Annotated in this window: 17 protein-coding genes; 10 read left to right on the top strand and 7 right to left on the bottom strand. The window is 58.4% G+C overall.

What is annotated here, in order from left to right; translation table 11 throughout:
• Positions 1-258 precede the first annotated feature (258 nt).
• Positions 259-1,281 (bottom strand): zinc-dependent alcohol dehydrogenase family protein, encoded by a 1,023-nt coding sequence (locus tag AC1MEW_RS18715; RefSeq protein ID WP_480423140.1) that lies wholly within the window; start codon positions 1,279-1,281, stop codon positions 259-261.
• Positions 1,282-1,551: 270 nt separating this feature from the next.
• Between AC1MEW_RS18715 and AC1MEW_RS18710 the strand changes: the two genes are divergently transcribed.
• Complete coding sequence (locus AC1MEW_RS18710) at positions 1,552-2,466, top strand: LysR family transcriptional regulator (protein WP_242486235.1); 915 nt, start codon at positions 1,552-1,554, stop codon at positions 2,464-2,466.
• 63 nt (positions 2,467-2,529) lie between these two features.
• Here AC1MEW_RS18710 and AC1MEW_RS18705 read toward each other — a convergent pair whose 3' ends face one another.
• Together AC1MEW_RS18705 and AC1MEW_RS18700 are read right to left on the bottom strand one after the other, a co-directional pair.
• The gene (locus AC1MEW_RS18705; protein WP_480427283.1) at positions 2,530-3,072 is read right to left on the bottom strand and encodes a flavodoxin; all 543 of its coding nucleotides are present in this window, start codon (positions 3,070-3,072) and stop codon (positions 2,530-2,532) included.
• A gap of 61 nt (positions 3,073-3,133) precedes the next feature.
• Positions 3,134-4,318: a sugar transporter gene (locus AC1MEW_RS18700; protein ID WP_480423139.1), complete on the bottom strand. Its 1,185-nt coding sequence runs from the start codon at positions 4,316-4,318 to the stop codon at positions 3,134-3,136.
• A gap of 375 nt (positions 4,319-4,693) precedes the next feature.
• Between AC1MEW_RS18700 and AC1MEW_RS18695 the strand changes: the two genes are divergently transcribed.
• The 5 genes from AC1MEW_RS18695 (at position 4,694) to AC1MEW_RS18675 (ending at position 11,658) form a co-directional block, all read left to right on the top strand.
• Positions 4,694-5,044 carry a DUF4190 domain-containing protein gene (locus tag AC1MEW_RS18695; RefSeq protein ID WP_201205257.1) on the top strand — a complete coding sequence of 117 codons (351 nt, stop codon included), beginning with the start codon at positions 4,694-4,696 and terminating at the stop codon, positions 5,042-5,044.
• A 15-nt stretch (positions 5,045-5,059) separates the two neighbouring features.
• Complete coding sequence (locus AC1MEW_RS18690) at positions 5,060-5,515, top strand: DUF805 domain-containing protein (RefSeq protein WP_201255200.1); 456 nt, start codon at positions 5,060-5,062, stop codon at positions 5,513-5,515.
• Positions 5,516-5,791: 276 nt separating this feature from the next.
• Positions 5,792-7,045, top strand: coding sequence for a multidrug efflux RND transporter periplasmic adaptor subunit MexE (mexE, locus tag AC1MEW_RS18685; protein WP_201203435.1), 1,254 nt, complete (start codon positions 5,792-5,794; stop codon positions 7,043-7,045).
• Positions 7,046-7,060: 15 nt separating this feature from the next.
• Positions 7,061-10,240, top strand: coding sequence for an efflux RND transporter permease subunit (locus AC1MEW_RS18680; RefSeq protein WP_201203433.1), 3,180 nt, complete (start codon positions 7,061-7,063; stop codon positions 10,238-10,240).
• Positions 10,237-11,658, top strand: a complete 1,422-nt coding sequence (locus AC1MEW_RS18675) for an efflux transporter outer membrane subunit (RefSeq protein WP_201203431.1) — start codon at positions 10,237-10,239, stop codon at positions 11,656-11,658. The genes AC1MEW_RS18680 and AC1MEW_RS18675 overlap by 4 nt, the downstream gene beginning before the upstream one ends.
• A gap of 280 nt (positions 11,659-11,938) precedes the next feature.
• On the opposite strand, the gene AC1MEW_RS18670 is transcribed toward AC1MEW_RS18675, so the two are convergent.
• The 3 genes from AC1MEW_RS18670 to AC1MEW_RS18660 are packed head-to-tail and all read right to left on the bottom strand — an operon-like array spanning position 11,939 to position 15,246.
• Positions 11,939-12,904: an HlyD family secretion protein gene (locus AC1MEW_RS18670; RefSeq protein WP_201255201.1), complete on the bottom strand. Its 966-nt coding sequence runs from the start codon at positions 12,902-12,904 to the stop codon at positions 11,939-11,941.
• A 4-nt stretch (positions 12,905-12,908) separates the two neighbouring features.
• The gene (locus AC1MEW_RS18665) at positions 12,909-13,109 is read right to left on the bottom strand and encodes a DUF1656 domain-containing protein (RefSeq protein WP_109631054.1); all 201 of its coding nucleotides are present in this window, start codon (positions 13,107-13,109) and stop codon (positions 12,909-12,911) included.
• Positions 13,099-15,246: an FUSC family protein gene (locus tag AC1MEW_RS18660; protein WP_201255202.1), complete on the bottom strand. Its 2,148-nt coding sequence runs from the start codon at positions 15,244-15,246 to the stop codon at positions 13,099-13,101. The genes AC1MEW_RS18665 and AC1MEW_RS18660 overlap by 11 nt, the downstream gene beginning before the upstream one ends.
• 205 nt (positions 15,247-15,451) lie before the next feature.
• Here AC1MEW_RS18660 and AC1MEW_RS18655 point away from each other — a divergent pair, with 205 nt between their 5' ends.
• From AC1MEW_RS18655 to AC1MEW_RS18640, 4 genes are all read left to right on the top strand, one after another.
• Positions 15,452-16,351: a bestrophin family protein gene (locus AC1MEW_RS18655; protein WP_480423137.1), complete on the top strand. Its 900-nt coding sequence runs from the start codon at positions 15,452-15,454 to the stop codon at positions 16,349-16,351.
• A gap of 76 nt (positions 16,352-16,427) precedes the next feature.
• On the top strand, positions 16,428-17,483 hold the full coding sequence (locus tag AC1MEW_RS18650) for a tetratricopeptide repeat protein (RefSeq protein ID WP_480423136.1): 1,056 nt from the start codon (positions 16,428-16,430) through the stop codon (positions 17,481-17,483).
• A 251-nt stretch (positions 17,484-17,734) separates the two neighbouring features.
• Positions 17,735-19,237: an ATPase domain-containing protein gene (locus AC1MEW_RS18645; RefSeq protein ID WP_201203409.1), complete on the top strand. Its 1,503-nt coding sequence runs from the start codon at positions 17,735-17,737 to the stop codon at positions 19,235-19,237.
• Positions 19,234-20,904, top strand: coding sequence for a response regulator (locus AC1MEW_RS18640; protein WP_480423135.1), 1,671 nt, complete (start codon positions 19,234-19,236; stop codon positions 20,902-20,904). Before AC1MEW_RS18645 ends, AC1MEW_RS18640 begins: the two co-directional genes overlap by 4 nt.
• A gap of 112 nt (positions 20,905-21,016) precedes the next feature.
• Here the strand turns inward: AC1MEW_RS18640 and AC1MEW_RS18635 are convergent, their stop codons facing one another.
• Positions 21,017-21,394, bottom strand: coding sequence for a response regulator (locus AC1MEW_RS18635; protein WP_201203405.1), 378 nt, complete (start codon positions 21,392-21,394; stop codon positions 21,017-21,019).
• Positions 21,395-21,420 lie beyond the last annotated feature (26 nt).

The raw sequence follows: 21,420 nt of genomic DNA, 5'->3' as shown, positions 1-21,420 counted from the left end.
AGCTGCCGGAAATTATCAGCCGAAAGCGCACTCATGACTCTTTCCTTGAGATGAAAGTAATCATTCAATTATCAGGGCTTATATGATGATTAGAAGATACAGATCGCAAGCAAAAACCGGTTCAGTTGCTGAAACGTTCAACTGTGCGATCAGGAACGGCGATGCCGCCCGCGCAACGCGCGCGGAGTGCATGGGAGAAAACAGGAGAGAGGGCTAACGCACAAGAGTCCGTGGGTTCACGGACTCTTGTAGAGGGGTTTACACAGGCTCGACCTGAAGGGCGACCCGTTCGCGACATGGGCATTCGTCCATGTAGCGGTGCGCTTCGATAAACTCGGCAAACGGGAAGACCCGAGTCTTGAGTGGCAGCAGCACGCGGTCGGCGGTCAACTGGTTGATGTCGCGCAACGCTCGTTGCAACGCCACCTGATCCTGAATGATGCCCAGCTCCGGCTTGCCGGTGAAGTTACCGATACAGTGCACAAAGAACTGAATGTTTTTCTGGAACGCTGCACAGGCCGGGAATGGCGTTTGATTGCCACCTTGCAGACCATAGAGCACCAGGCTACCGCGAGGCGCCAGCACATCACCGAGCAACGACATCTGCGGCCCGCCGAGACCATCGAACACAACGTCGACGCCACGGTTATCGGTGATTTTGTTGATCTGCATCAGCAGATCCTGCTCTTCGGTGACGATGACTTTCTCGGCGCCGAGGGACAGCAGGTATTCGCGTTCTTCTGCAGTTTTGGTCGCCGCGATCACTCGCACACCCAGGGCTTTGCCCAGCTGTACAAAGGACGGTCCTGCGCAGTGGCTGGCGTCGGTCACCAAGGCGAACTGCCCCGGTTTGACCCGCGCCAGATCGACATAGGCAAAATAGGCAATCAGCAGCGGCGTGTAATGCACGCTGGCTTCGATCGGGCTGAGCACGTCCGGGTAACGGGTCAGTGCCGAGCGCGGCAGAACGATCTGTTCGCCGTAGACTGGATAATCGTTAGGGCTCTCGGCCGGGAAGCTGGCGACCTTGTCACCCACAGCCAAATCATCGACACCGTCGCCAACCGCCGTCACTACGCCGGACATTTCATGGCCAAGGCCTGAAGGCAGACGAGCGTGGGATGAGGCCAGGTTCTGGCGCCAGAGAATGTCGTACCAGCTGATGCCGATTGCTTCGACGCGCACCTGCACTTCACCTGGTGCAGGGAGAGCGGCCGCATGCTCTTCGCATTTGAGCACCTCGGCTGGACCAAACTTGTGAAAACGGATCGTGCGGGACATCGCAAACCTCGTCAAAGTAACCTCTAATGCCATGAACTCTATCTGGGCTTTCTACCCAAGACCATCAGTGGCTATTAATAGTCGACATGCCTGTCATTGATTCCGCAGCGACGGCGACATCACCAAATGCCGTAAAAAACCGAAGCAGCCATTTAAGTAAAAAGTGAATTACACGGTGCAGAGTAGCAGCCTTTGCCCGTAAGATTCATGCCGGCCATTGTTCTCATATGGCCGCTCACGTCAAGCTTGCTGACTCTGCCAGGACTCCAGATGAATCGTAATGACCTGCGTCGTGTCGACCTGAACCTGTTGATCGTATTCGAAACATTGATGCATGAACGCAGCGTGACCCGCGCGGCGGAAAAGCTGTTCCTCGGCCAGCCCGCCATCAGTGCGGCGCTCTCGCGCCTGCGCGGGCTGTTCGATGATCCTCTGTTCGTGCGCACCGGCCGCAGCATGGAACCTTCTGCCCGAGCGGTGGAAATCTTCGCCCTGCTCTCCCCGGCGCTGGATTCGATTTCCACAGCGGTCAGTCGTGCGGCGGAATTCGATCCAGCCACCAGCACTGCGGTGTTTCGTATTGGCCTATCGGACGATGTCGAATTCGCTTTGCTGCCCATGTTGCTCAAACGCCTGCGCGCCGAATCACCGGGCATCGTGCTGGTGGTGCGTCGGGCCAACTACATCCTGATGCCGGCCCTGCTGGCCTCAGGCGAAATCTCAATCGGCGTCAGCTACACCGCCGATCTGCCGGCCAACGCCAAGCGCAAAGTACTGCGTCGCAGTATGCCGAAGTTGTTGCGCGCCGATACCGTGCCCGGGCCGCTGAGCCTGGACGACTTCTGCGCGCGACCTCATGCGCTGGTGTCATTCGCCGGTGACCTGAGCGGCTTTATAGATGAAGAACTCGAAAAGCTCGGGCGCAAACGCCATGTGGTACTCGCCGTGCCGCAGTTCAACGGGCTGAGTACACTCATCAGCGGCACTGATATTATCGCCACCGTGCCTGACTACACCGCAGAAGCATTGACCGCAGCCGGCGGTGTGCGGGCTGAAGATCCACCGTTGCCAGTGCGCACGTTTGAACTGCACATGGCGTGGCGCGGGTCGCAGGATAATGATCCGGGCGAGCGCTGGTTGCGGTCGCGGATTCAGATGTTCTTTGGCGACCCGGATAGTCTTTGATCGGTTCTATCTTAATTGTGCAGATTTGAAAGCCTGGCAAGCCAGGCTCGAAATCGCGGCGATTCAAATTCCGATTTCATGGCTTGGCGATGCAAATCTGTCTAGCCTCCCATGCACCTTCTCCATTGTTTTCTTTTCCTGCTCCCCTTCCATCACGAAACCTTCCACAACGTGAGCGCCGGGCGCGTGAAGCACCAGCACGTCCAGGCTGTCACCCAGTCCGTAGCCACCATGAGTGATAAAAGGCGCGACCCTTTTTCCGGACAAGTTATGTGCCGACAAGAACGTCCTTATCACTGGAGGAGCTGTCTGCCCCCAGATCGGGAAACCGAGAAACAGTACGTCGTGGCGCTCAACATACGGGATGACTTGGTCTAAGGCCGGTTCGAATCCAGCAGCTGTTTCACGTCTTGCTTGCTCAACTGTTTCAAGATAGTCATCGGGATAGGCGGTCCCGGGGCGGATCTCGAACAGATCGCCGCTCTGCGAACGCTGGATCAGACCGGCAACAACGCTGGTGTTCGCTGACCTGGAAAAATAAGCGACCAAAACTTTAGAACTCGACAGATCCGAGGTATGCCCATTGCGGCTCGCGCCTGAGGCAATAAGCGATAGCTGCGACCATCTGGCGACGAAGCAGGTCGTTAAAACGTCGTAACCCAATAGATCAAGCCGAAGCCCCAGGCTGAGTGAAGCGATAGATTGCCAGGCAGTAGAACAACAACGCCAACGCCGCCAGCATGCCGCCAACGACCCCGATGTAGGCAAACCCGAACTGCCCGCCCACCCAACTTCCCAGCAGTGCCCCGGCGCCAATGCCCACGTTGTAGATCCCCGAAAACAGCGCCATCGCCACATCGGTAGCGTCCGGAGCCAGCACCAGGACCTTCGACTGCAACGCCAGTCCAAAACCCATGATCGCCATTCCCCAGAACAGACTCAGCGTCCCCAGATACGAGACCTTGCCGCTCAATGGCAACAGCAACGTCAGGCACAATGTGAGCAACACCACGCTCACGATCAGAAAGCGCTGCGGGCTATAGCGGTGCAGCCAACTGAAGAGCAGCGACCCGAAAATACCGGCGCCACCGAACAATAAAAGAATGAAGGTCACCACATCGCCACTCAAGCCGGCCACCACCTGAACGAAGGGCTCGATGTAGCTGTAGGCCGTGAACTGTGCGGTCACCACCAACGCCGTCAGCACATAGATTGCCACCAGTGCCGGTCGCTTGAACAACAGGGGCAGGCTTCTGAGAGAGCCCGAGTTCTGACTGGGTAACAACGGCAGGACTCTGGCCAGCCAGAACACCAGCGTTGCCGCCAACACAGCGATCACGATAAAGGTGGTGCGCCAGCCCATGGCCTCGCCCAACAACCGGCCGAGGGGAATCCCCAGCACCATCGCCAGGGAAGTACCGGTTGCCAGCAAGCCCAACGCCTGGACCTGCTTACCCGGTGGCGCAAGGCGCACGGCCAAAGACGCGGTGATGGACCAGAACAGTGCATGCGACAGCGCCACGCCGATCCGGCTCAGCAACAGGACACCGAAGCTTGTAGCCAGACTCGACAGAACGTGACTGGCAATGAACATCCCAAACAGAACGATCAACAGCTTGCGCCGCTCGATGTTACGCGTTAGCAACATGACGGGAAGCGACGTCAGGGACACCACCCACGCATAGATGGTCAACATCAGGCCGACCTGAGCCGTCGACATGTCGAAGCTGCTGCCGATCGAACTCAACAGACCGACCGGCACAAACTCGGTGGTATTGAACACAAACGCAGCCAGCGCCAGCGCAATGACCGGGTGCCAGTTGTCGTTAGTTGTAGCCGTAGAATTGCTCATTTAAAGTTCGTATTACTCTATCGATGATCAAACAGGTCCGTGACTCTATACGCACCGCGCCAAACGCTAACGTACAGCCACGGAATACATCGAGCGGGATCGGATCGCGCGTACTTATCCGCAAGCAATCTGCGCGCCAGAGTATGCCGGACAAGGTCAACAGCGGAACATTTTATAGGTATATCGGGTTCTGGCTGCATCCCTCCCTCGCCTATAAATGCTTATTGGCCAAGGTGGCCCATTACGCGCATGCAATCATTCGTAAGGGCCAGGTTTCAATGGCACTCATCCGCCCTGGGGGGAAATTATTCTAAAGTCAGCCCGGATTCGGCCGATAGCGGGGCGGGTATTCAGCACTAGACGTTAAGGAAAACGATGACAATGGTATTTTGTCGCGCATGCGCCAAGGAACTTCACGAGACAGCCCCGACTTGCCCCCAGTGCGGAGCGAGCCAACACGTTGCACTTGCTGCAACGAATGGCGTCAGTGCGCCGTGGCTGGCCATCACCTCGTTGATATTGGGCATCATCTGCATACTTTCTCTGTTTGATGACTCCGAATGGGACAGAGATACCCTCTTCGGCCTGGGCCTCTTTTCTGTCGCCGGTCTCATTTGCGGCATCATCAGCATCAATCAAAAAAAACCAGGAAATAGCCTAGCGATCGCTGGAGTTGTTATGTCAGCTATTGCGACGCTTGTTTTCGTTGGACTGTCGTTAGACTAATTTTAGGGAAAAAATATGAGCATGGTTTTTTGTCGTGGTTGTGCCAAGGAAATCAGCAGCCTGGCTGTCGCCTGCCCGCAATGCGGCGCACCACAGGTGTTCCAGCCAACACGTACAACGTCAAACGCTGTACCAGAAACCGGCAACCCGTACCTTGAGGTGCTCAAGAAATATGCTGTATTCACCGGCCGCGCCAGCCGCCGCGAATACTGGATGTTTATTCTGATCAACCTCGGGGTCGCCATAGTCCTCGGCGTTATTGACGCCGTACTGGGTGCCAAAGGGATCATTTCAAATTTCTACAGCCTGGCGGTGTTCCTGCCTAGTATCGCTGCGGCCATTCGCCGGATGCACGACACTAACCGCAGCGGCTGGTGGATCTTGCTGCCTATCGTGAACATTGTCTTCCTGGCTCAAGACAGCCAGCCTGGCGACAACCGTTTCGGTCCGAACCCTAAAGGGATCAACTGAACTTAGTTTCGCAAGACGCTAATCGAGACGGCCATGATGGCCGTCTCTTTGTTTGAACCATTGACAAGACTTCCATTCAGTCCGACCTTTGCATTCCTCGCAACATAGAATTGTCATCCGCAAGATTGATAGCGCCCTAACGAAAGGTGCATGCTAGAGGGCTTGCCTCGGTCTTATATCATTCCGAATGATAGTTACCTTTGCCTCATTCGATTCGTGCGATACAGCCCCTCCGAGCATCATCCGTCCATTCTCAATACATTGGCGGATGCATCCATGGAACAGTCATTCAAACATTTGCGCTTCCCGTTGGCCTTATTGGCCGTGGTGGTGATGAGCGCTTGCGGCAAGGCTCCTCAGACTGCCGCCAGCATGCCAGCGGCGAAAGTCAGCGTGGCCAAAGTGCTGGAGCAACCCGTCAACGAGTGGGACGAATTCACTGGGCGCCTCGAAGCGCCAGAAACTGTAGAAATTCGTCCACGGGTCTCCGGTCAGATCGATGAAGTAACCTTCACTGAAGGCGCATTGGTCAAGAAAGGCGACTTGCTGTTCCAGATTGACCCGCGTCCGTTCCAGGCAGAGGTCCGCCGCCTAGAAGCACTGGTCGCCCAGTCCCGTGCCAACGCCACCCGTAGCGAAAACGAAGCCCAACGCGGTGAACGCCTGCGGACCAGCAACGCGATCTCCGCCGAACTGGCCGACTCGCGCACCAGCGCTTCCCAGGAAGCCCGCGCGGCCGTCGGTGCCCTCCAGGCACAACTGGATCTGGCCAAACTCAACCTGAGCTTCACCCGCGTGACGTCGCCGATCAGCGGTCGCGTCAGCCGTGCGGAAATCACTGCCGGCAACCTGGTGACCGCCGATACCACAGCGCTCACCAGCGTAGTGTCCACCGACAAGGTTTACGCCTACTTCGACGCCGACGAGCGTGTGTTCTTGAAATACACCCAGCTCGCTCGCCAGGGTAAACGCGGCGCAACGACCCCGGTTTATCTCGGCCTGTCCAACGAAGACGGCAACCCGCACCAGGGCGTGATGAACTTCGTCGACAACCAGGTCAACCCGAAGACCGGCACCATTCGCGGTCGCGCTGTGTTCGACAACACCGATGGCACTTACACCCCAGGCCTTTATGCACGTCTGAAACTGGTCGGCAGCGGCACCTACTCTGCCGTGCTGATCAATGACGAAGCAGTCGGTACCGACTTGGGTAAAAAGTTCGTGCTGGTAATGGATGCCGACAACAAAACGGCGTACCGCGCGGTCGAGCTGGGTCCGAAAATCGAAGGCTTGCGCATCGTGCGCAGCGGCCTGAACAAAGATGACACCGTCATCGTCAAGGGTCTGCAACGGGTTCGCCCTGGTTCGCCAGTCACCCCTGAAGTGATCCCGATGGCCACCAAGGAAACCCTCGCCGCTCTGGCTCAACAACGACAAGCGCTGGAAGCCAGCAACCTGCCCCAAGTAGCACCTGCCAAGGTCGCGCCGGGTACGGTTGTGAAACTGGCTGCTGCGACTCCACGCGGTTAAGGGACGACAACTCCGATGAATTTTTCCCAATTCTTCATTTCACGGCCGATCTTTGCAGCGGTGCTTTCGCTGCTGATCCTGATCGCCGGTGCTATTTCGCTGTTCCAGTTGCCGATCAGCGAATACCCGGAAGTGGTTCCGCCGACCGTTGTGGTCCGCGCCAACTTCCCGGGTGCCAACCCTAAAGTCATCGGCGAAACCGTGGCCGCTCCTCTGGAGCAAGCCATCACGGGCGTCGAGAACATGCTGTACATGTCCTCGCAGTCCACCGCTGACGGCAAGATCACCCTGACCATCACCTTCGCACTGGGCACTGACCTGGACAACGCACAGGTACAGGTGCAGAACCGCGTAACCCGGACCGAGCCGAAACTTCCCGAAGAAGTGACGCGCATTGGTATCACCGTGGACAAGGCCTCCCCGGACCTGACCATGGTGGTCCACTTGACCTCGCCGGACAAACGCTACGACATGCTCTACCTGTCCAACTACGCCTTGCTCAACATCAAGGATGAGCTAGCGCGTCTGGGTGGTGTTGGTGATGTGCAGCTGTTCGGCATGGGCGATTACTCCCTGCGGGTATGGCTCGATCCAAACAAAACCGCTTCGCGTAACCTGACCGCGACCGATGTGGTCAACGCCATTCGTGAGCAGAACCGTCAGGTCGCTGCCGGTGCTCTCGGCGCGCCTCCTGCGCCAAATGCCACCAGCTTCCAGTTGTCGGTTAACACTCAGGGGCGTCTGGTCTCCGAGGAAGAGTTCGAGAACATCATCATTCGCGCAGGCGATAACGGTGAAATCACTCGCCTCAAAGACATCGCCCGCGTTGAACTCGGTTCCAGCCAATACGCCCTGCGCTCCCTGCTGAACAATCAGCCGGCAGTGGCGATCCCGATCTTTCAGCGTCCAGGCTCCAACGCAATCCAGATCTCCAACGAAGTTCGCGACAAGATGGCCGAACTGAAGAAGAGCTTCCCGGAAGGCATGGACTTCAGCATCGTCTATGACCCGACGATCTTCGTGCGCGGTTCCATCGAGGCGGTGGTTCACACCCTCTTCGAAGCACTGATCCTCGTTGTGTTGGTAGTGATCCTGTTCCTGCAAACCTGGCGCGCCTCGATCATTCCGTTGGTGGCGGTGCCGGTTTCGCTGATCGGTACGTTTGCGGTGATGCACTTGTTCGGCTTCTCGCTGAACGCCCTGTCATTGTTCGGATTGGTGTTGGCCATCGGTATCGTGGTGGACGACGCCATCGTGGTGGTGGAGAACGTCGAGCGAAACATAGAACTGGGACTGACCCCGGTCGAAGCCACAAAGCGCGCCATGCGTGAAGTGACCGGCCCGATCATCGCGACAGCGCTGGTGCTGTGTGCGGTGTTTATCCCGGCGGCATTTATCTCCGGGTTGACTGGGCAGTTCTATAAACAGTTCGCCCTGACCATCGCGATTTCGACCGTGATCTCGGCCTTCAACTCGCTGACCCTGTCGCCAGCACTGGCTGCGGTATTGCTCAAGGGCCACGACGCACCGAAAGACCGCTTCTCCAAGGTGCTCGACAAGATCTTCGGTGGCTGGTTGTTCCGCCCGTTCAACCGCTTCTTTGTGAAGGCTAGCCATGGTTACGTCGGCACTGTAGGCCGGGTTATCCGCAGCAGCGGGATCGCCCTGCTCTTGTACGCTGGCTTGATGGTGCTGACGTTCTTTGGTTTCGCCAACACCCCGACCGGTTTCGTACCTGGTCAGGACAAGCAGTACCTGGTGGCCTTCGCGCAGCTGCCGGATGCCTCGAGCCTGGACCGTACCGAAGACGTAATCAAACGCATGTCCGACCTGGCACTGAAACAGCCTGGCGTGGAAAGTGCGGTGGCCTTCCCGGGCCTGTCGATCAACGGCTTCACCAACAGCCCGAACGCCGGCATCGTGTTCGTGACCCTCAAACCGTTCGACGAGCGTAAAGACCCGAGCATGTCCGCCGGTGCGATTGCCGGTGCATTGAACGGCAAGTTCGCCGGGATCGAAGAAGCCTACATGGCGATCTTCCCGCCCCCGCCGGTACAAGGCCTGGGCACCATCGGTGGTTTCCGTCTGCAGATCGAAGACCGGGGCAACCTGGGCTACGACGAGCTGTACAAAGAAACCATGAACATCATTACCAAAAGCCACAACGTGCCGGAACTGGCCGCCCTGTTCACCAGCTACACCGTGAACGTGCCGCAGGTCGATGCCGCTATCGACCGTGAAAAAGCCAAGACCCACGGTGTGGCCGTCAGCGACATCTTCGACACCCTGCAGATCTACCTGGGTTCGCTGTATGCCAACGACTTCAACCGCTTCGGTCGTACCTACCAGGTCAACGTTCAGGCTGAGCAACAGTTCCGCCTCGAGCCAGACCAGATCGGTCAGCTGAAAGTACGCAACAACAAAGGCGAAATGATCCCGCTGGCGACTTTCATCAAGGTCAGCGACACCTCGGGCCCGGACCGCGTGATGCACTACAACGGCTTCATCACCGCTGAAATCAACGGTGCGGCAGCCCCAGGCTACAGCTCCGGCCAGGCTCAAGCGGCCATCGAGAAACTGCTCAAGGATGAACTTCCGAACGGCATGACCTACGAATGGACCGACCTGACCTACCAGCAGATTCTGTCCGGCAACACCGCGCTGTTCGTGTTCCCGCTCTGCGTACTGCTGGCGTTCCTGGTGCTCGCGGCTCAATACGAAAGCTGGAGCTTGCCACTGGCGGTGATCCTGATCGTACCGATGACCCTGCTGTCTGCCATCACGGGTGTCATTGCTTCGGGCGGCGACAACAACATCTTCACCCAGATCGGCTTGATCGTACTGGTGGGGCTTGCCTGTAAGAACGCGATTCTGATCGTCGAGTTTGCCAAGGATAAACAACAGGAAGGCCTCGGCCCTCTGGCGGCGGTGCTCGAAGCTTGCCGTCTGCGTCTGCGGCCGATCCTGATGACCTCCTTCGCGTTCATCATGGGTGTTGTGCCACTGGTTTTCTCCAGCGGTGCCGGTGCCGAGATGCGTCATGCCATGGGTGTGGCGGTGTTCTCCGGGATGCTTGGGGTGACCTTCTTCGGTCTGTTGCTGACGCCAGTGTTCTACGTGTTGATTCGTAACTTTGTGGAGCGCGGTGAAGCGCGCAAAGCGGCCAAGGCCCTGAAACTGGAGTCGCAACAATGAGCCTGAAAGCCTTCCTGCCGAGCTTGCTGGTACTGGCCCTGAGCGCCTGTGCCGTCGGCCCGGACTATAAAACCCCTGCCACGGAGGCGGCCAACATCACGACCGCCACCGATGGCGCCAGCGGTCAGAAGAACTTCGACCGCTCGCGTTTCGAAGGCATCTGGTGGCAACAGTTTGAAGACCCGACCCTCAACCAGTTGGTGACGCAATCGCTGGACGGCAACCGTGATTTGCGGGTCGCTTTCGCTCGCTGGAAAGCCGCCCGGGCGATTCGAGATGACGTCAGCAATGACGCCATGCCAACCGTCACCAGCCGCGCCAGCAGTGACTTGGCAAAGGGACAAATCCCTGGCCAGACCAACCAGCGGGTCAATAGCGAACGCTATGACCTGGGCCTGGACATGGCGTGGGAGATCGACCTGTTCGGCCGTATCCAGCGCAACCTGGAATCGGCCAACGCCGAGCAGCAAGCGGCGGAAGCCGATCTGTACCAACTGCAAGTCACCATGATTGCCGAACTGGTGGACGCCTACGGTCAACTGCGCGGTGCGCAATTGCGCGAAAAGATCGCCCTGGCCAACCTGAAGAACCAGCAGGAATCGAGCAAGATCACCGTCAGCCTGCGTGATGCCGGCGTTGGCGATCAGCTCGATGTGGTCCGCGCCGATGCGCGCCTGGCTTCCGTCGAAGCCAGCGTACCGCAACTGCAGGCCGAACAGGTTCGGCAGAAAAACCGCATCGCCACCCTGTTGGGTGAACGTCCGGACAAGCTGACCGTCGACCTGAGCCCCAAGGATTTGCCTGCCATCGCCAAGGCCCTGCCGATTGGTGATCCGGGTGAACTGCTGCAACGTCGCCCGGACATCCTCAGTGCCGAACGCAAACTGGCTTCCGCCACCGCCCGTATCGGCGTGGCCAAGGCCGATTTGTTTCCACGGGTCAGCCTCAGCGGCTTCCTCGGCTTTACCGCCGGGCGTGGTTCACAGATCGGTTCCTCGGCGGCCAACGCCTGGGCATTGGGCCCAAGCATCACCTGGGCGGCGTTTGACCTGGGCAGCGTTCGGGCCCGTTTGCGCGGTGCCAACGCCGATGCTGAAGGCGCTTTGGCGACCTACGAGCAACAAGTGCTGCTGGCCTTGGAAGAGTCGGAAAACGCATTCAGTGATTACGGTAAACGTCAGCAACGCCTGATTTCGCTGATTCGTCAGAGCGAATCCAGCCGCGCCGCTGCTGACCTGGCAGAGATTCGCTACCGCGAAGGCACCGTGGACTTCCTCGTCCTGCTCGATGCTCAGCGTGAGCGTCTGGCGGCCGAAGATACCCAGGCCCAGGCCGAAGTAGATCTGTATCGCGGCATCGTCGCGATCTACAAAGCCCTTGGCGGTGGCTGGGCACCGGAGACGGTCGCCAGCAAGTAAGTTTTTAAAGAGCTCCTTTGGTTGGCAGTAACCAACCAATTTCTTCGCCCCGCGTCTCATTCGGTCGCGGGGCTTTTTTTTGCCTGCTTCAAATGCAACGCCTATTCCTTGTGGGGGGCAGGCTTGTGTGGCGAGGGGGCTTGCCCCCGTTGGGTCGCGGAGCGGCCCCAAAACCCGTAACGCTGATGTGTCAGGCATACCGAGTGAAAGGGTTTTACGACTGCTTCGCAGCCGAACGGGGGCAAGCCCCCTCGCCACACAAGCCCGCGCCCACAGGGAGTTAGCGGTGATCTTCAGACTTGTGGGTTTCCATGACGGTGACTGTGGCGGTTGTTCCGGCGCGCAAGCTGTTTTTAGCGGCGTAGTCGGCGTCGATCCGGATTCGGACCGGCACCCGTTGCGCCAGTTTGACCCAGGTGTAGCTGGGGTTAATGCTGGCTAGCAGGCGACTGCCGGGAGCGTTCTCGCGATCGGCAATCGCAAAGGCAATGCTTTGCACCGTGCCACCAAATGTTTCACCGCTCATCAACTCGATCCTGACCCGGTCACCCTCCTCGATACGCGGCAGTTTGGTTTCTTCGAAGTACCCGCTGACATAAAACGAGTCGCTGTCCACCAGCGCCAGCAACGCGCTACCAGCCGAGGCATAGTCGCCCTGACGGGTCAGCAGGTTGGTGACATAGCCGCTAACGGGTGCTTCGACCCGGGTGCGCTGCAAATCCAGTTCGGCCTGACTCAGCGCCGCGATTGCCAATTGCACATTGGCTTGGGCCAGCCCAAGGTTGGCCTGGTTGCGCAGCAACTCAGCCTGGGCCACCGCCACTTCAGTGCTGGATTTTTCCCATTCTTCGCCTGAGATCGCGAAACGCTGTTTCAGCGTTCGGCGCCGCTGCTCCTCGCTCTGACGCTGTTTGAGCAGCGCTTCACTGGAGACAATTGATGCCTGAGACTGGCCGAGGGCCGCTTTCGCCACTTCCACCGACCGCTTGGCCCGCTCCACCGCCAGGCTATAACGCGCCGGATCGATTTCCAGCAGCAGTTGCCCTTTCTGCACATGCTGGTTGTCCTGCACGCCCAAACTGACAATTCGCCCCGTGACATCAGCGGACAGGGTCACCACATCGGCACGCACCCGGGCATCCCGGGTCCAGGGCGCACGGGTGTAATGCTCCCAGGCAAACCAACCAAGGATGAAGGCCAGCAACACCACCGCGACGGTCGCGAGTCGGGCAAGGATCTTCTTCAAGGCATCAGGCTCCCATGACCAAAATCAGCGTGGCGCAAACGCAGGCATACAACGCCCCTTCGAACAGTGCTTCATGCCAGACAAAACGCAGCACGCCCATGCGCCTGAGGATCCAGTCCAGCAGCAGAAAAATCGGTAAGGCCAACAGCAAGGCCTGGGCGATTGGCGGCAGATAGACGCCGCCAATTTCCAAATCAATGGGCAAGGGCCGGCACTCCTTCTGCGCCTGCAGATTGAAAGTAATCCCGGTATCGCTGCACAAACGACACCACGATCAACAACGCAACACGCATGCGAAACACTGACCACAGGTGCTCATGGACGACTATATGCAGGTCATCCATTTCGTCGCCCAGGACACGCAAGTTGGCGAGTAGCCGTTCAAGGTCAACCCCGGGACGCCTGGCGATCAATCTTCCGGTCTCACGGACTGCCGCCAATAAACGGTTTTGTTGCTCGGTCGTCAGTAAGGTGTTGCTCTGTCCTTGTTGCCTGAGCTGGTTCAACGCCACGCCCAGCGCCATGCAGCCGAGGCTGACTTCGAACAAGTCGCCGGTACGCCGATCATTAATCGCCGGTAGCAGCCCGAGCATCATGGTCAGGCGATCGACCATGCGACTTTCAAAGGCGAATTGCTGTTCATCGGTGGCAGCCACCTTAAGCAAGGCATAGACCTGCTCGCAGTTCTCATTGAACAACCGGCGCATCCGAAAAACCGGTCTGAACGGGAAGATCAAGGCGTAGACACTTAATGCCAGCGCGGTGGCGCAGATGTAAGCGCCGGAAAACTCGAACCACTGGATCGCACTGTTCTGACCGACCCCGATGTTTTGCGGCCCCAACAGCAGAAAAGTGGACAGCCCAAGACCAATGGCCGTCCCGGTGGTCGCCGGAGTGGTCAGCCCGACCGCAACGGCATACAGCAACGGCACCAGCAACAAGGCCAGCAGTTCGAAGTTACTGATCATTGGCAACAGCATAAATAGATAGAGCGCCGAAGCCAGCAGCGCCAGGCCCAGGCCCCGCGCATAACTCTGGGCCGCCAGCAGTGGTCGTGGAAACGTCGCCATCAGCGAACAGAGAATGCCCACCAGCACCATCCCGCCGCGTGCGCCGTCCCACCCGGTTTCGATCCAGATCAGGCCGGCCACCAATAAGGCAGTAAATGCGCGAATGGCGTTCATTGCCGCCAATGTGAAGTCCAGATGCAACGGGTTTTCCTGCCCGCGAAAGACGCAGCTCGCTTCGCGCCCGTCCTGTATCGCATCGCTCAGCTCCAGAATCTGCTCCAGTTGTTGCAGCAGCCGCGCTTGCTCCCAACGCAACGCCCAGGCCAGCGAGCGCAAGGTGGCAGTCATGGTCTCGGTCATTTGTTCGGCTTTATAAGCCTGGTTATCAAAGCGTTGTTGCAGCGCCACGAAATGCTGGCGTGCTTGAGTCGATAACGATCGCCCCTGTCGGGCCAGTTCATCGAGAAAGGCCAATTCTTCGGCGCGTAAAGCCTGTATGTCTAGCGGCAACGCGCCTTGCCAGCGCTCGCTCAACAACTCTCGTTGGTGACGCAAAGCGGTCAGCCGAGAGGTCAGTAGCACCAGTTGATTGCCCAGCAACTGCACCAGGCCATTGGCACTGCGCAGCCGCGGCGCGTCGAAGTACAAATGTCGGCGCAGCCCTTCCAGCGCACTGATCTCGCCTAGTAGCTGCATCTGCCGACGATGGAAGTCGGCCTCGCTTTCTTCGGTACGAATGACGGCGGCGGCGTGAGTTGCGAGCAGCTTGATCACCTGATCGACCTTGGCGAAATAATTGCGAGCCACTGTCTCCGGTCGCGCAGTCAGCAGGCTGACCACGCACACGCAGGCGACCGCCAGCAGCGTCTCGGTCACCCGCGTGACGGCTAGCAGGAACGTGCCGTCCTGATCCGGCACCGCCAACAACGCGACGACCACCGCCGTGTAACCGCTGAGCACAAAAGCCTGGGAACTGGTGTAACGCAGCAGAGTGCCGCCAGCGGTACACAGCGCCAGCCACAACGCCAGGGTGATGATGAAGGCCAGCGGCGCCTGGGGGAAAATCGCCATGATCAGCACCGCGACCACGGCCCCTGCGGTAGTGCCGATGACCTGGCCAAAACTGCGGGCCAGGGCCATGCCGCCCAGTGGCTGGCTGACGATGACCACCGCCATGATCGACCACTTGGGCTGATCGAGGTCAAACAGGAACGCCAGATACAAGGTCAACAATCCGGCAACGATGGTTCTCAGGGCAAACAGCAGCGCCCCAAAGCCTGGGTTGAGCAGCATCTTGAAATATTGAAGCAACGGTTGCATGGGCGTGCTCATCGAGTCATCTAAAGCAAGCGTAGTCACTGCTTCAGCGGCTCGACAGGTTTCAGAGTCGACGCGTGTTGTAGGCAATTTCAATGATGAGTCAGACGTTTCCGATAGATACGCTCGATGGCCCCGTCAGCCATAGCGATTGGACAGAAACGCGCCCGCCCCCTAGGCTTTAAGCGCTGCGAAAGCGTCTCTTAATAAAGCCTTACCCATGATCGTGCGTCCCAAGCCGAACCTGATCGGCATCCTGTTTTCCCTCAAAGGCTCGATTGCCAAGCGCATTGCCTTGCGCAGCCTTTTGGTGACGCTACTTGCGTCGGTGATTGTGCTGATCGAGACCTGGCATCCGGAATCCTTCTCCAAGGTCAACGCCACGCCGTTTACGCTGTTGGGGTTGTCGCTGTCGATCTTCATGAGCTTTCGCAACAACGCCTGCTATGACCGTTGGTGGGAAGGTCGCAAGCAACTGGGGCAAATGATCATTGAGGTGCGTTCGCTGATACGCCAGACCCAAGGGTTGATGGACGCGGACGAACGCGAGCTGCTATTGCGCGAACTCTGTGGCTTCGCCCATGGCCTGATCGCTCACCTGCGTCTTGAAAGTGAACCCCACGCCATCGCGCCGTGGGTCCACGACCCTATTGACCAGCAGCACCCGAACATTCCCGACGCGCTGTTGCAACGCATCGGCGCCCGCTGTTCGGAACTCGCCGAGCTCGGGCGAATCAGCGAGTGGCGCTACACCCAACTGGAGACTCGGCTGGTCAGCCTGAGCCAGGTCCAGGCCAGTTGTGAGCGAATCAAAAGCACACCACTGCCCTTCCCTTACACGCTATTGCTGCACCGCACCATTTACCTGTTTTGCATCCTGTTGCCGTTTGCCATGGCCGAACCGCTGGGCTGGCTGACGCCGGTGTTCACCGCCATTGTCAGTTACACCTTTTTTGGTCTCGACGAAATCGGCGACGATCTGGAAGACCCGTTCGGCTTCGACGAGAACGATTTGCCGTGCAATGCGATTTTGCGCACCCTGGAGCGCGAAGTGCTGGCGGCGTTGGGGCAAACCGATTTGCCGCCGGCCCTCGAACCCATCGAGTACGTTTTGAACTGAGCCAGGGTTTGACTCAAAGCCTTGCCTGACCGAAGCTGACGACTTTGCAAAAGCTCGCCAGCCCCCGGATTCCTGCATGCCTCAGTCCCGCCGCTACCTGCTTATCAGTCTCTGCATCCTGCTTGCCATAGCTCTCGCCTGGTTTTTCATGCGCAGTACCACGCCCGTGGTGCCGGAGGCGATCAAGCATGGCTACAGCGACGCACTGACCAAGACACGCGCCGGGCAACCGGGGGCGGCGCGGGTTCTTTATCAGCAATTGGGTCGCCCTGATTTGTCAGTCAAACAGCGCCTCGGGCTGCTTGCAGAATTGCCGAATTACCCAAGCCCCCAAGCCTTGAAACTGGCCGATGCCGACATGCATAACATCTCGGTGGATGTCCGCGTCGCGGCGATCAAAAGCATTGTCGGCCTGGTCCCCACCGGGCAACGCAGCCTGTTGCTGGGGCCAATGCTCGATGACAGCGATCAAAGCGTACGCTTGGCCGCCGTCAATGCGCTGCTGGGTCTGTCGCCGGATGACCTGGGACTGTATTTCGGGCCGCTGCAGCAGGCCATCGATGTTTGGGAACTGACCCTCAAGAGCGAACCTGAAAGCGCCGACACACATTACCAACTGGCACGCCTGCACCTGCACAACGCCGAATTGAAAGAGGCGCAACAGGCGCTGGAGCGCACCTTGCAACTTGAGCCCGGAAACCTGCCGGCACTGGTCATGCAAATCGAAGTGCTGGACAAACAAGGCCAGAGCGATGGCGCCCGGCAGTTGTTGGCCAAACAACTGCAGACCCAGCCGGATTCCGCTTACCTGCAACATGCCCTCGGGCTCTGGTTGCTGCACCACGGGCAAAGTGAATTCGCCCTGCTCGGCCTTTCCAAAGCGGTTGAACTGGAGCCGGACAACAAGGATTACCGCTACGACCTGGCCACCACACTGCACGGTGAGGAAGAACAGGAAGCGGCGCAGAAACAGTTACAGGAAATCGTCCAGCGCCATCCTGCGGACCGCAAGGCCCGGGTGTTGTTGATCAATTACTGGAAGGAAAGCGGGCAGTTGCAGAACGTGCAGATCCTTCTTGCTCAGCTTGAGCAAATGAATCCGGATGACCCGGCATTGCAACAGGGCCTTTGATTTTACGAAGCCTCGATAAAGTCAAAAAATCGCAGGCTCCTACATCCATCGCGTCTTATCAGGTATAGCGGTCGAATCCTGCCTCCGTAGGAGCTGCCGAAGGCTGCGATCTTTTGATTTTTTACGCAAAAACAACAGTCGAATACAAAAGGTTGAACCGTCGTCTCGGCCAAGGGTCAAGAGAATCAGGCAGTCAATTCAGGCACTTCAGGCCTGCTGCCTCGCTTCCCCTGGTCATGAGAGGGCATTTTTTGTCTACATCTAACGAGTTGTTCAGTGCAAAAGCCGCCACCGGTATAGAAGGCCTGGATGACATCCTCGCCGGTGGATTGTCCCGCGGCCACGTGTTTTTGCTTGAGGGTGAACCCGGAACGGGCAAAACCACCGTCGCGCTGCATTTTCTCCTTGCCGGTGCCCGTGCCGGCGAGCGCTCGTTGTACATCACCCTGTCAGAAACCGAACGTGAACTGCGCCAAGGCGCGCGATCCCATGCCTGGGAACTGGATGAGAACATCCATATCTTTGAGCTGACACCACCGGAAAGCCTGCTCAATGCCGAGCACCAGCAGAGCTTGCTGTATTCCTCAGACCTGGAGTTGGGCGAAGCCACCAAACAAATTTTCGAAGTGGTTGAGCGGATCAAGCCGACCCGTGTGGTCCTCGACAGCCTCTCCGAAATTCGCCTGCTGGCCCAGAGCTCACTGCGCTATCGCCGGCAGATCCTGGCCATCAAGCACTACTTCGTGCGCTATGACGCCACCGTGTTGCTGCTCGATGACCTGACCACCGAGTCTCTCGATAAAACCGTGCACAGCGTGGCGCACGGGGTGATTCGCCTGGAAGAACTGACGCCCAACTACGGCGCCGAACGCCGTCGTATTCGCGTGGTGAAATACCGTGGTCAGAAGTACCGTGGCGGTTTTCACGACTTCACCATCATGGGCGACGGCGTCCATGTGTTTCCACGCCTTGTGGCAGCCGAACACCGTGGTGGCTATATTCGCCAGCAATTGACCAGCGGCATCAAGGAGATGGACACACTGCTTGGCGGCGGCATCGAAACAGGCTCCAGCACGCTGATCCTCGGCCCTGCCGGCACCGGCAAATCGCTGATCTCGATGATCTTCGCCGCAGCGGCTGTCGCCCGCGGCGAAAAAGCCGCGCTGTTTATCTTCGACGAAGAGCTGGGTCTGCTGTTGGAGCGCATGAAAAACATGGGCATCGACCTCAAGGCCTTGCAAGCCACTGGCAATCTGCTGATCGAGCAAGTGGACGCCGCCGAATTGTCTCCCGGAGAGTTTTCCTATCGGGTGCGTCGTTGCGTCGATGAGCGCGAGATCAAAACCGTGGTGATCGACAGCATTAACGGCTATCAAGCCGCGATGCCAGAAGAAAACGCCCTGGTGCTGCACATGCACGAATTGCTGCTGTACCTCAATCGCCGAGGCGCCGCGACGTTCATGACTGTCGCCCAACACGGCTTGGTTGGAGACATGCAGGCGCCGGTCGATATCACCTATTTGGCCGACACGGTCATTCTGTTGCGCTACTTCGAAGCCCTGGGCAAGGTGCGCCGGGCGATCTCGATCATCAAGAAGCGTACCGGCAGCCACGAATCGACCATTCGCGAGTACCGCATCAGCGGCAACGGCATGACCATCGGCGAACCGTTGGACGCGTTCCAAGGTGTGTTGCGTGGTGTACCGACCTATTTGGGCGCAAGCAAGCCACTGCTTGAGGAAGATAACCAGTGACGGCCCTGGCGGCGACATCCGAGCGCGCGATCATTCTCGCGCCGCTGGGTCGCGACAGCCAGATTGCGCTGATGATGCTCAATGAAGCCGGCTATGCCGGTGTCATCAGCCGTGACCTGGCGCAGTTGTGCAGCGAGCTGGAATACGGCGCTGGCCTGCTGCTGATCTCTTGCGAAGCGTTACTGGGCGCTGATCTGGCCCCCCTGCTGCGGTTGATCGAGCAACAACCGGCATGGTCGGATTTGCCGATCGTGTTGTTAACCCACCACGGCGGGCCCAAGCAGAACCCCGCTTCGCGACTTGGACCGCAGTTGGGTAACGTGACCTTTCTCGAACGCCCTTTCCACCCAGTGACCCTGATCAGCCTGGTCACCACTGCGCTGCGCGGGCGACGACGACAGTACGAAGCCAGGGACCGGCTGATCGATTTGAGCCAAAGCGAACTGCGGCTGCAAACCACCCTTGAAACCCTCGAGCAACAAGTCGAGGAACGCACCGCACAGTTACGGCACAACGAAGAAGCCCTGCGTCAGTCGCAGAAAATGGAAGCCGTCGGCCAGTTGACCGGCGGCATTGCCCATGACTTCAACAATATGCTGACTGGCATCATCGGCAGCCTGGAGTTGCTGCGCCGACGCTTGGCCCGTGGACGTACCGAAGACCTGGACAGCCTGATCGATCTGGGCGTCACCTCGGCCAACCGTGCGGCCGGCCTGACCCACCGTTTGCTGGCGTTTTCCAGGCGCCAATCCCTGGATTCAAAACCGGTGGTGATGAACACCCTGGTGACGTCAATGGGCGAGCTGCTGCAACGCAGCATCAATGAAAGCATTCACCTGGACATGCAACTGAGCGAACAGCTGTGGGTGGCCGAAGCCGATCCCAACCAACTGGAAAGCGCCCTGCTCAACCTGGTACTCAATGCCCGCGATGCGATGCCCGGCGGCGGCCGATTGGTGGTGAAGACCTTCAATCAACATCTGGATACGGGCTTCACTGAATCCCACGGCAACCTTCAGCCCGGGGATTACGTGGTGCTGAGCGTTACCGACACAGGCTGTGGCATGCCGCAAAGCACCATCAATCGCGCGTTTGACCCGTTTTTCACGACCAAACCCATCGGCCAGGGCACCGGCCTCGGATTGTCGATGATTTATGGCTTCAGCAAACAGTCCCGTGGCCACGTCACTATCCAGAGCGAAGTCGACAACGGCACCACCGTTAACCTTTACCTGCCCCGCTACCTAGGCAACCTGACGCAGGATCCCCTCGTCGACATCGAGCAAGCGCCTTTCGCTCAGGACGGTGAGACCGTGCTGATTGTCGAAGACGATCCGGCGGTTCGGGTATTGGTCAGCGCGGTGCTGAGCGAGTTGGGTTATGCGTTTGTCGAGGCCGGGGATGCCAACAGTGCGGTGCCGATTCTGGACTCCGCCCAGCGAATCGATCTATTGATCAGCGACGTCGGCCTGCCGGGAATGAACGGCCGACAATTGGCAGAAATCGGCCGTCAGTACCGGCCGGGTCTCAAGGTGCTGTTCATTACCGGGTACGCCGAGCATGCCGCCGTGCGCAGTGGCTTCCTCGACCCGGGCATGCAGATGATTACCAAGCCGTTCACCTTCGATTTATTAACGGCGAAGGTACGGGAAATGATCCGGATCTAAAGCACAACATTCGCGTAGGAGCTGTCGAAGGCTGCGATCTTTTGATCTTGTTTTTGAACAGCAAGATCAAAAGATCGCAGCCTTCGGCAGCTCCTACGAAGATCAAAAGCGCTTAAGAGAGCATTTCCTGCATGAGTTCCTGCAGCACATCCAGATCGAAAGGCTTGCCCAGAATTGGCGCCTTGCGGGTGATCGGGCTGTCGGTCTCACGGATTTCCTGCGGATAACCGCTGATAAAAATCACTTTGAGCTCCGGACGCAACTTCACCGCTGGCTCGGCGATCTGCACGCCGGAAATCCCGCCAGGCAGTCGGAAATCGGTAATCATCATGTCCAGGTGCGGTTTGCTCGAGAGGATTTCGAACGCTTGCTCGCCGTTTTCAGCCTGCAGTACGCGGTAACCCTCACCCGACAGGTAGGCAGACAACACCATCAAAATCGAGGGGTCATCCTCGACAATGAGTACTACATCTTGCGCATCTTCACTCATGGGAAGCCTTTGTTCGGTCAATAGCT

The sequence above is a fragment of the Pseudomonas sp. ASL4 genome (assembly GCF_056680395.1).
Note: the sequence above shows the minus strand (reverse complement) of the source record. Positions and strands in the feature narration are given on the sequence as shown.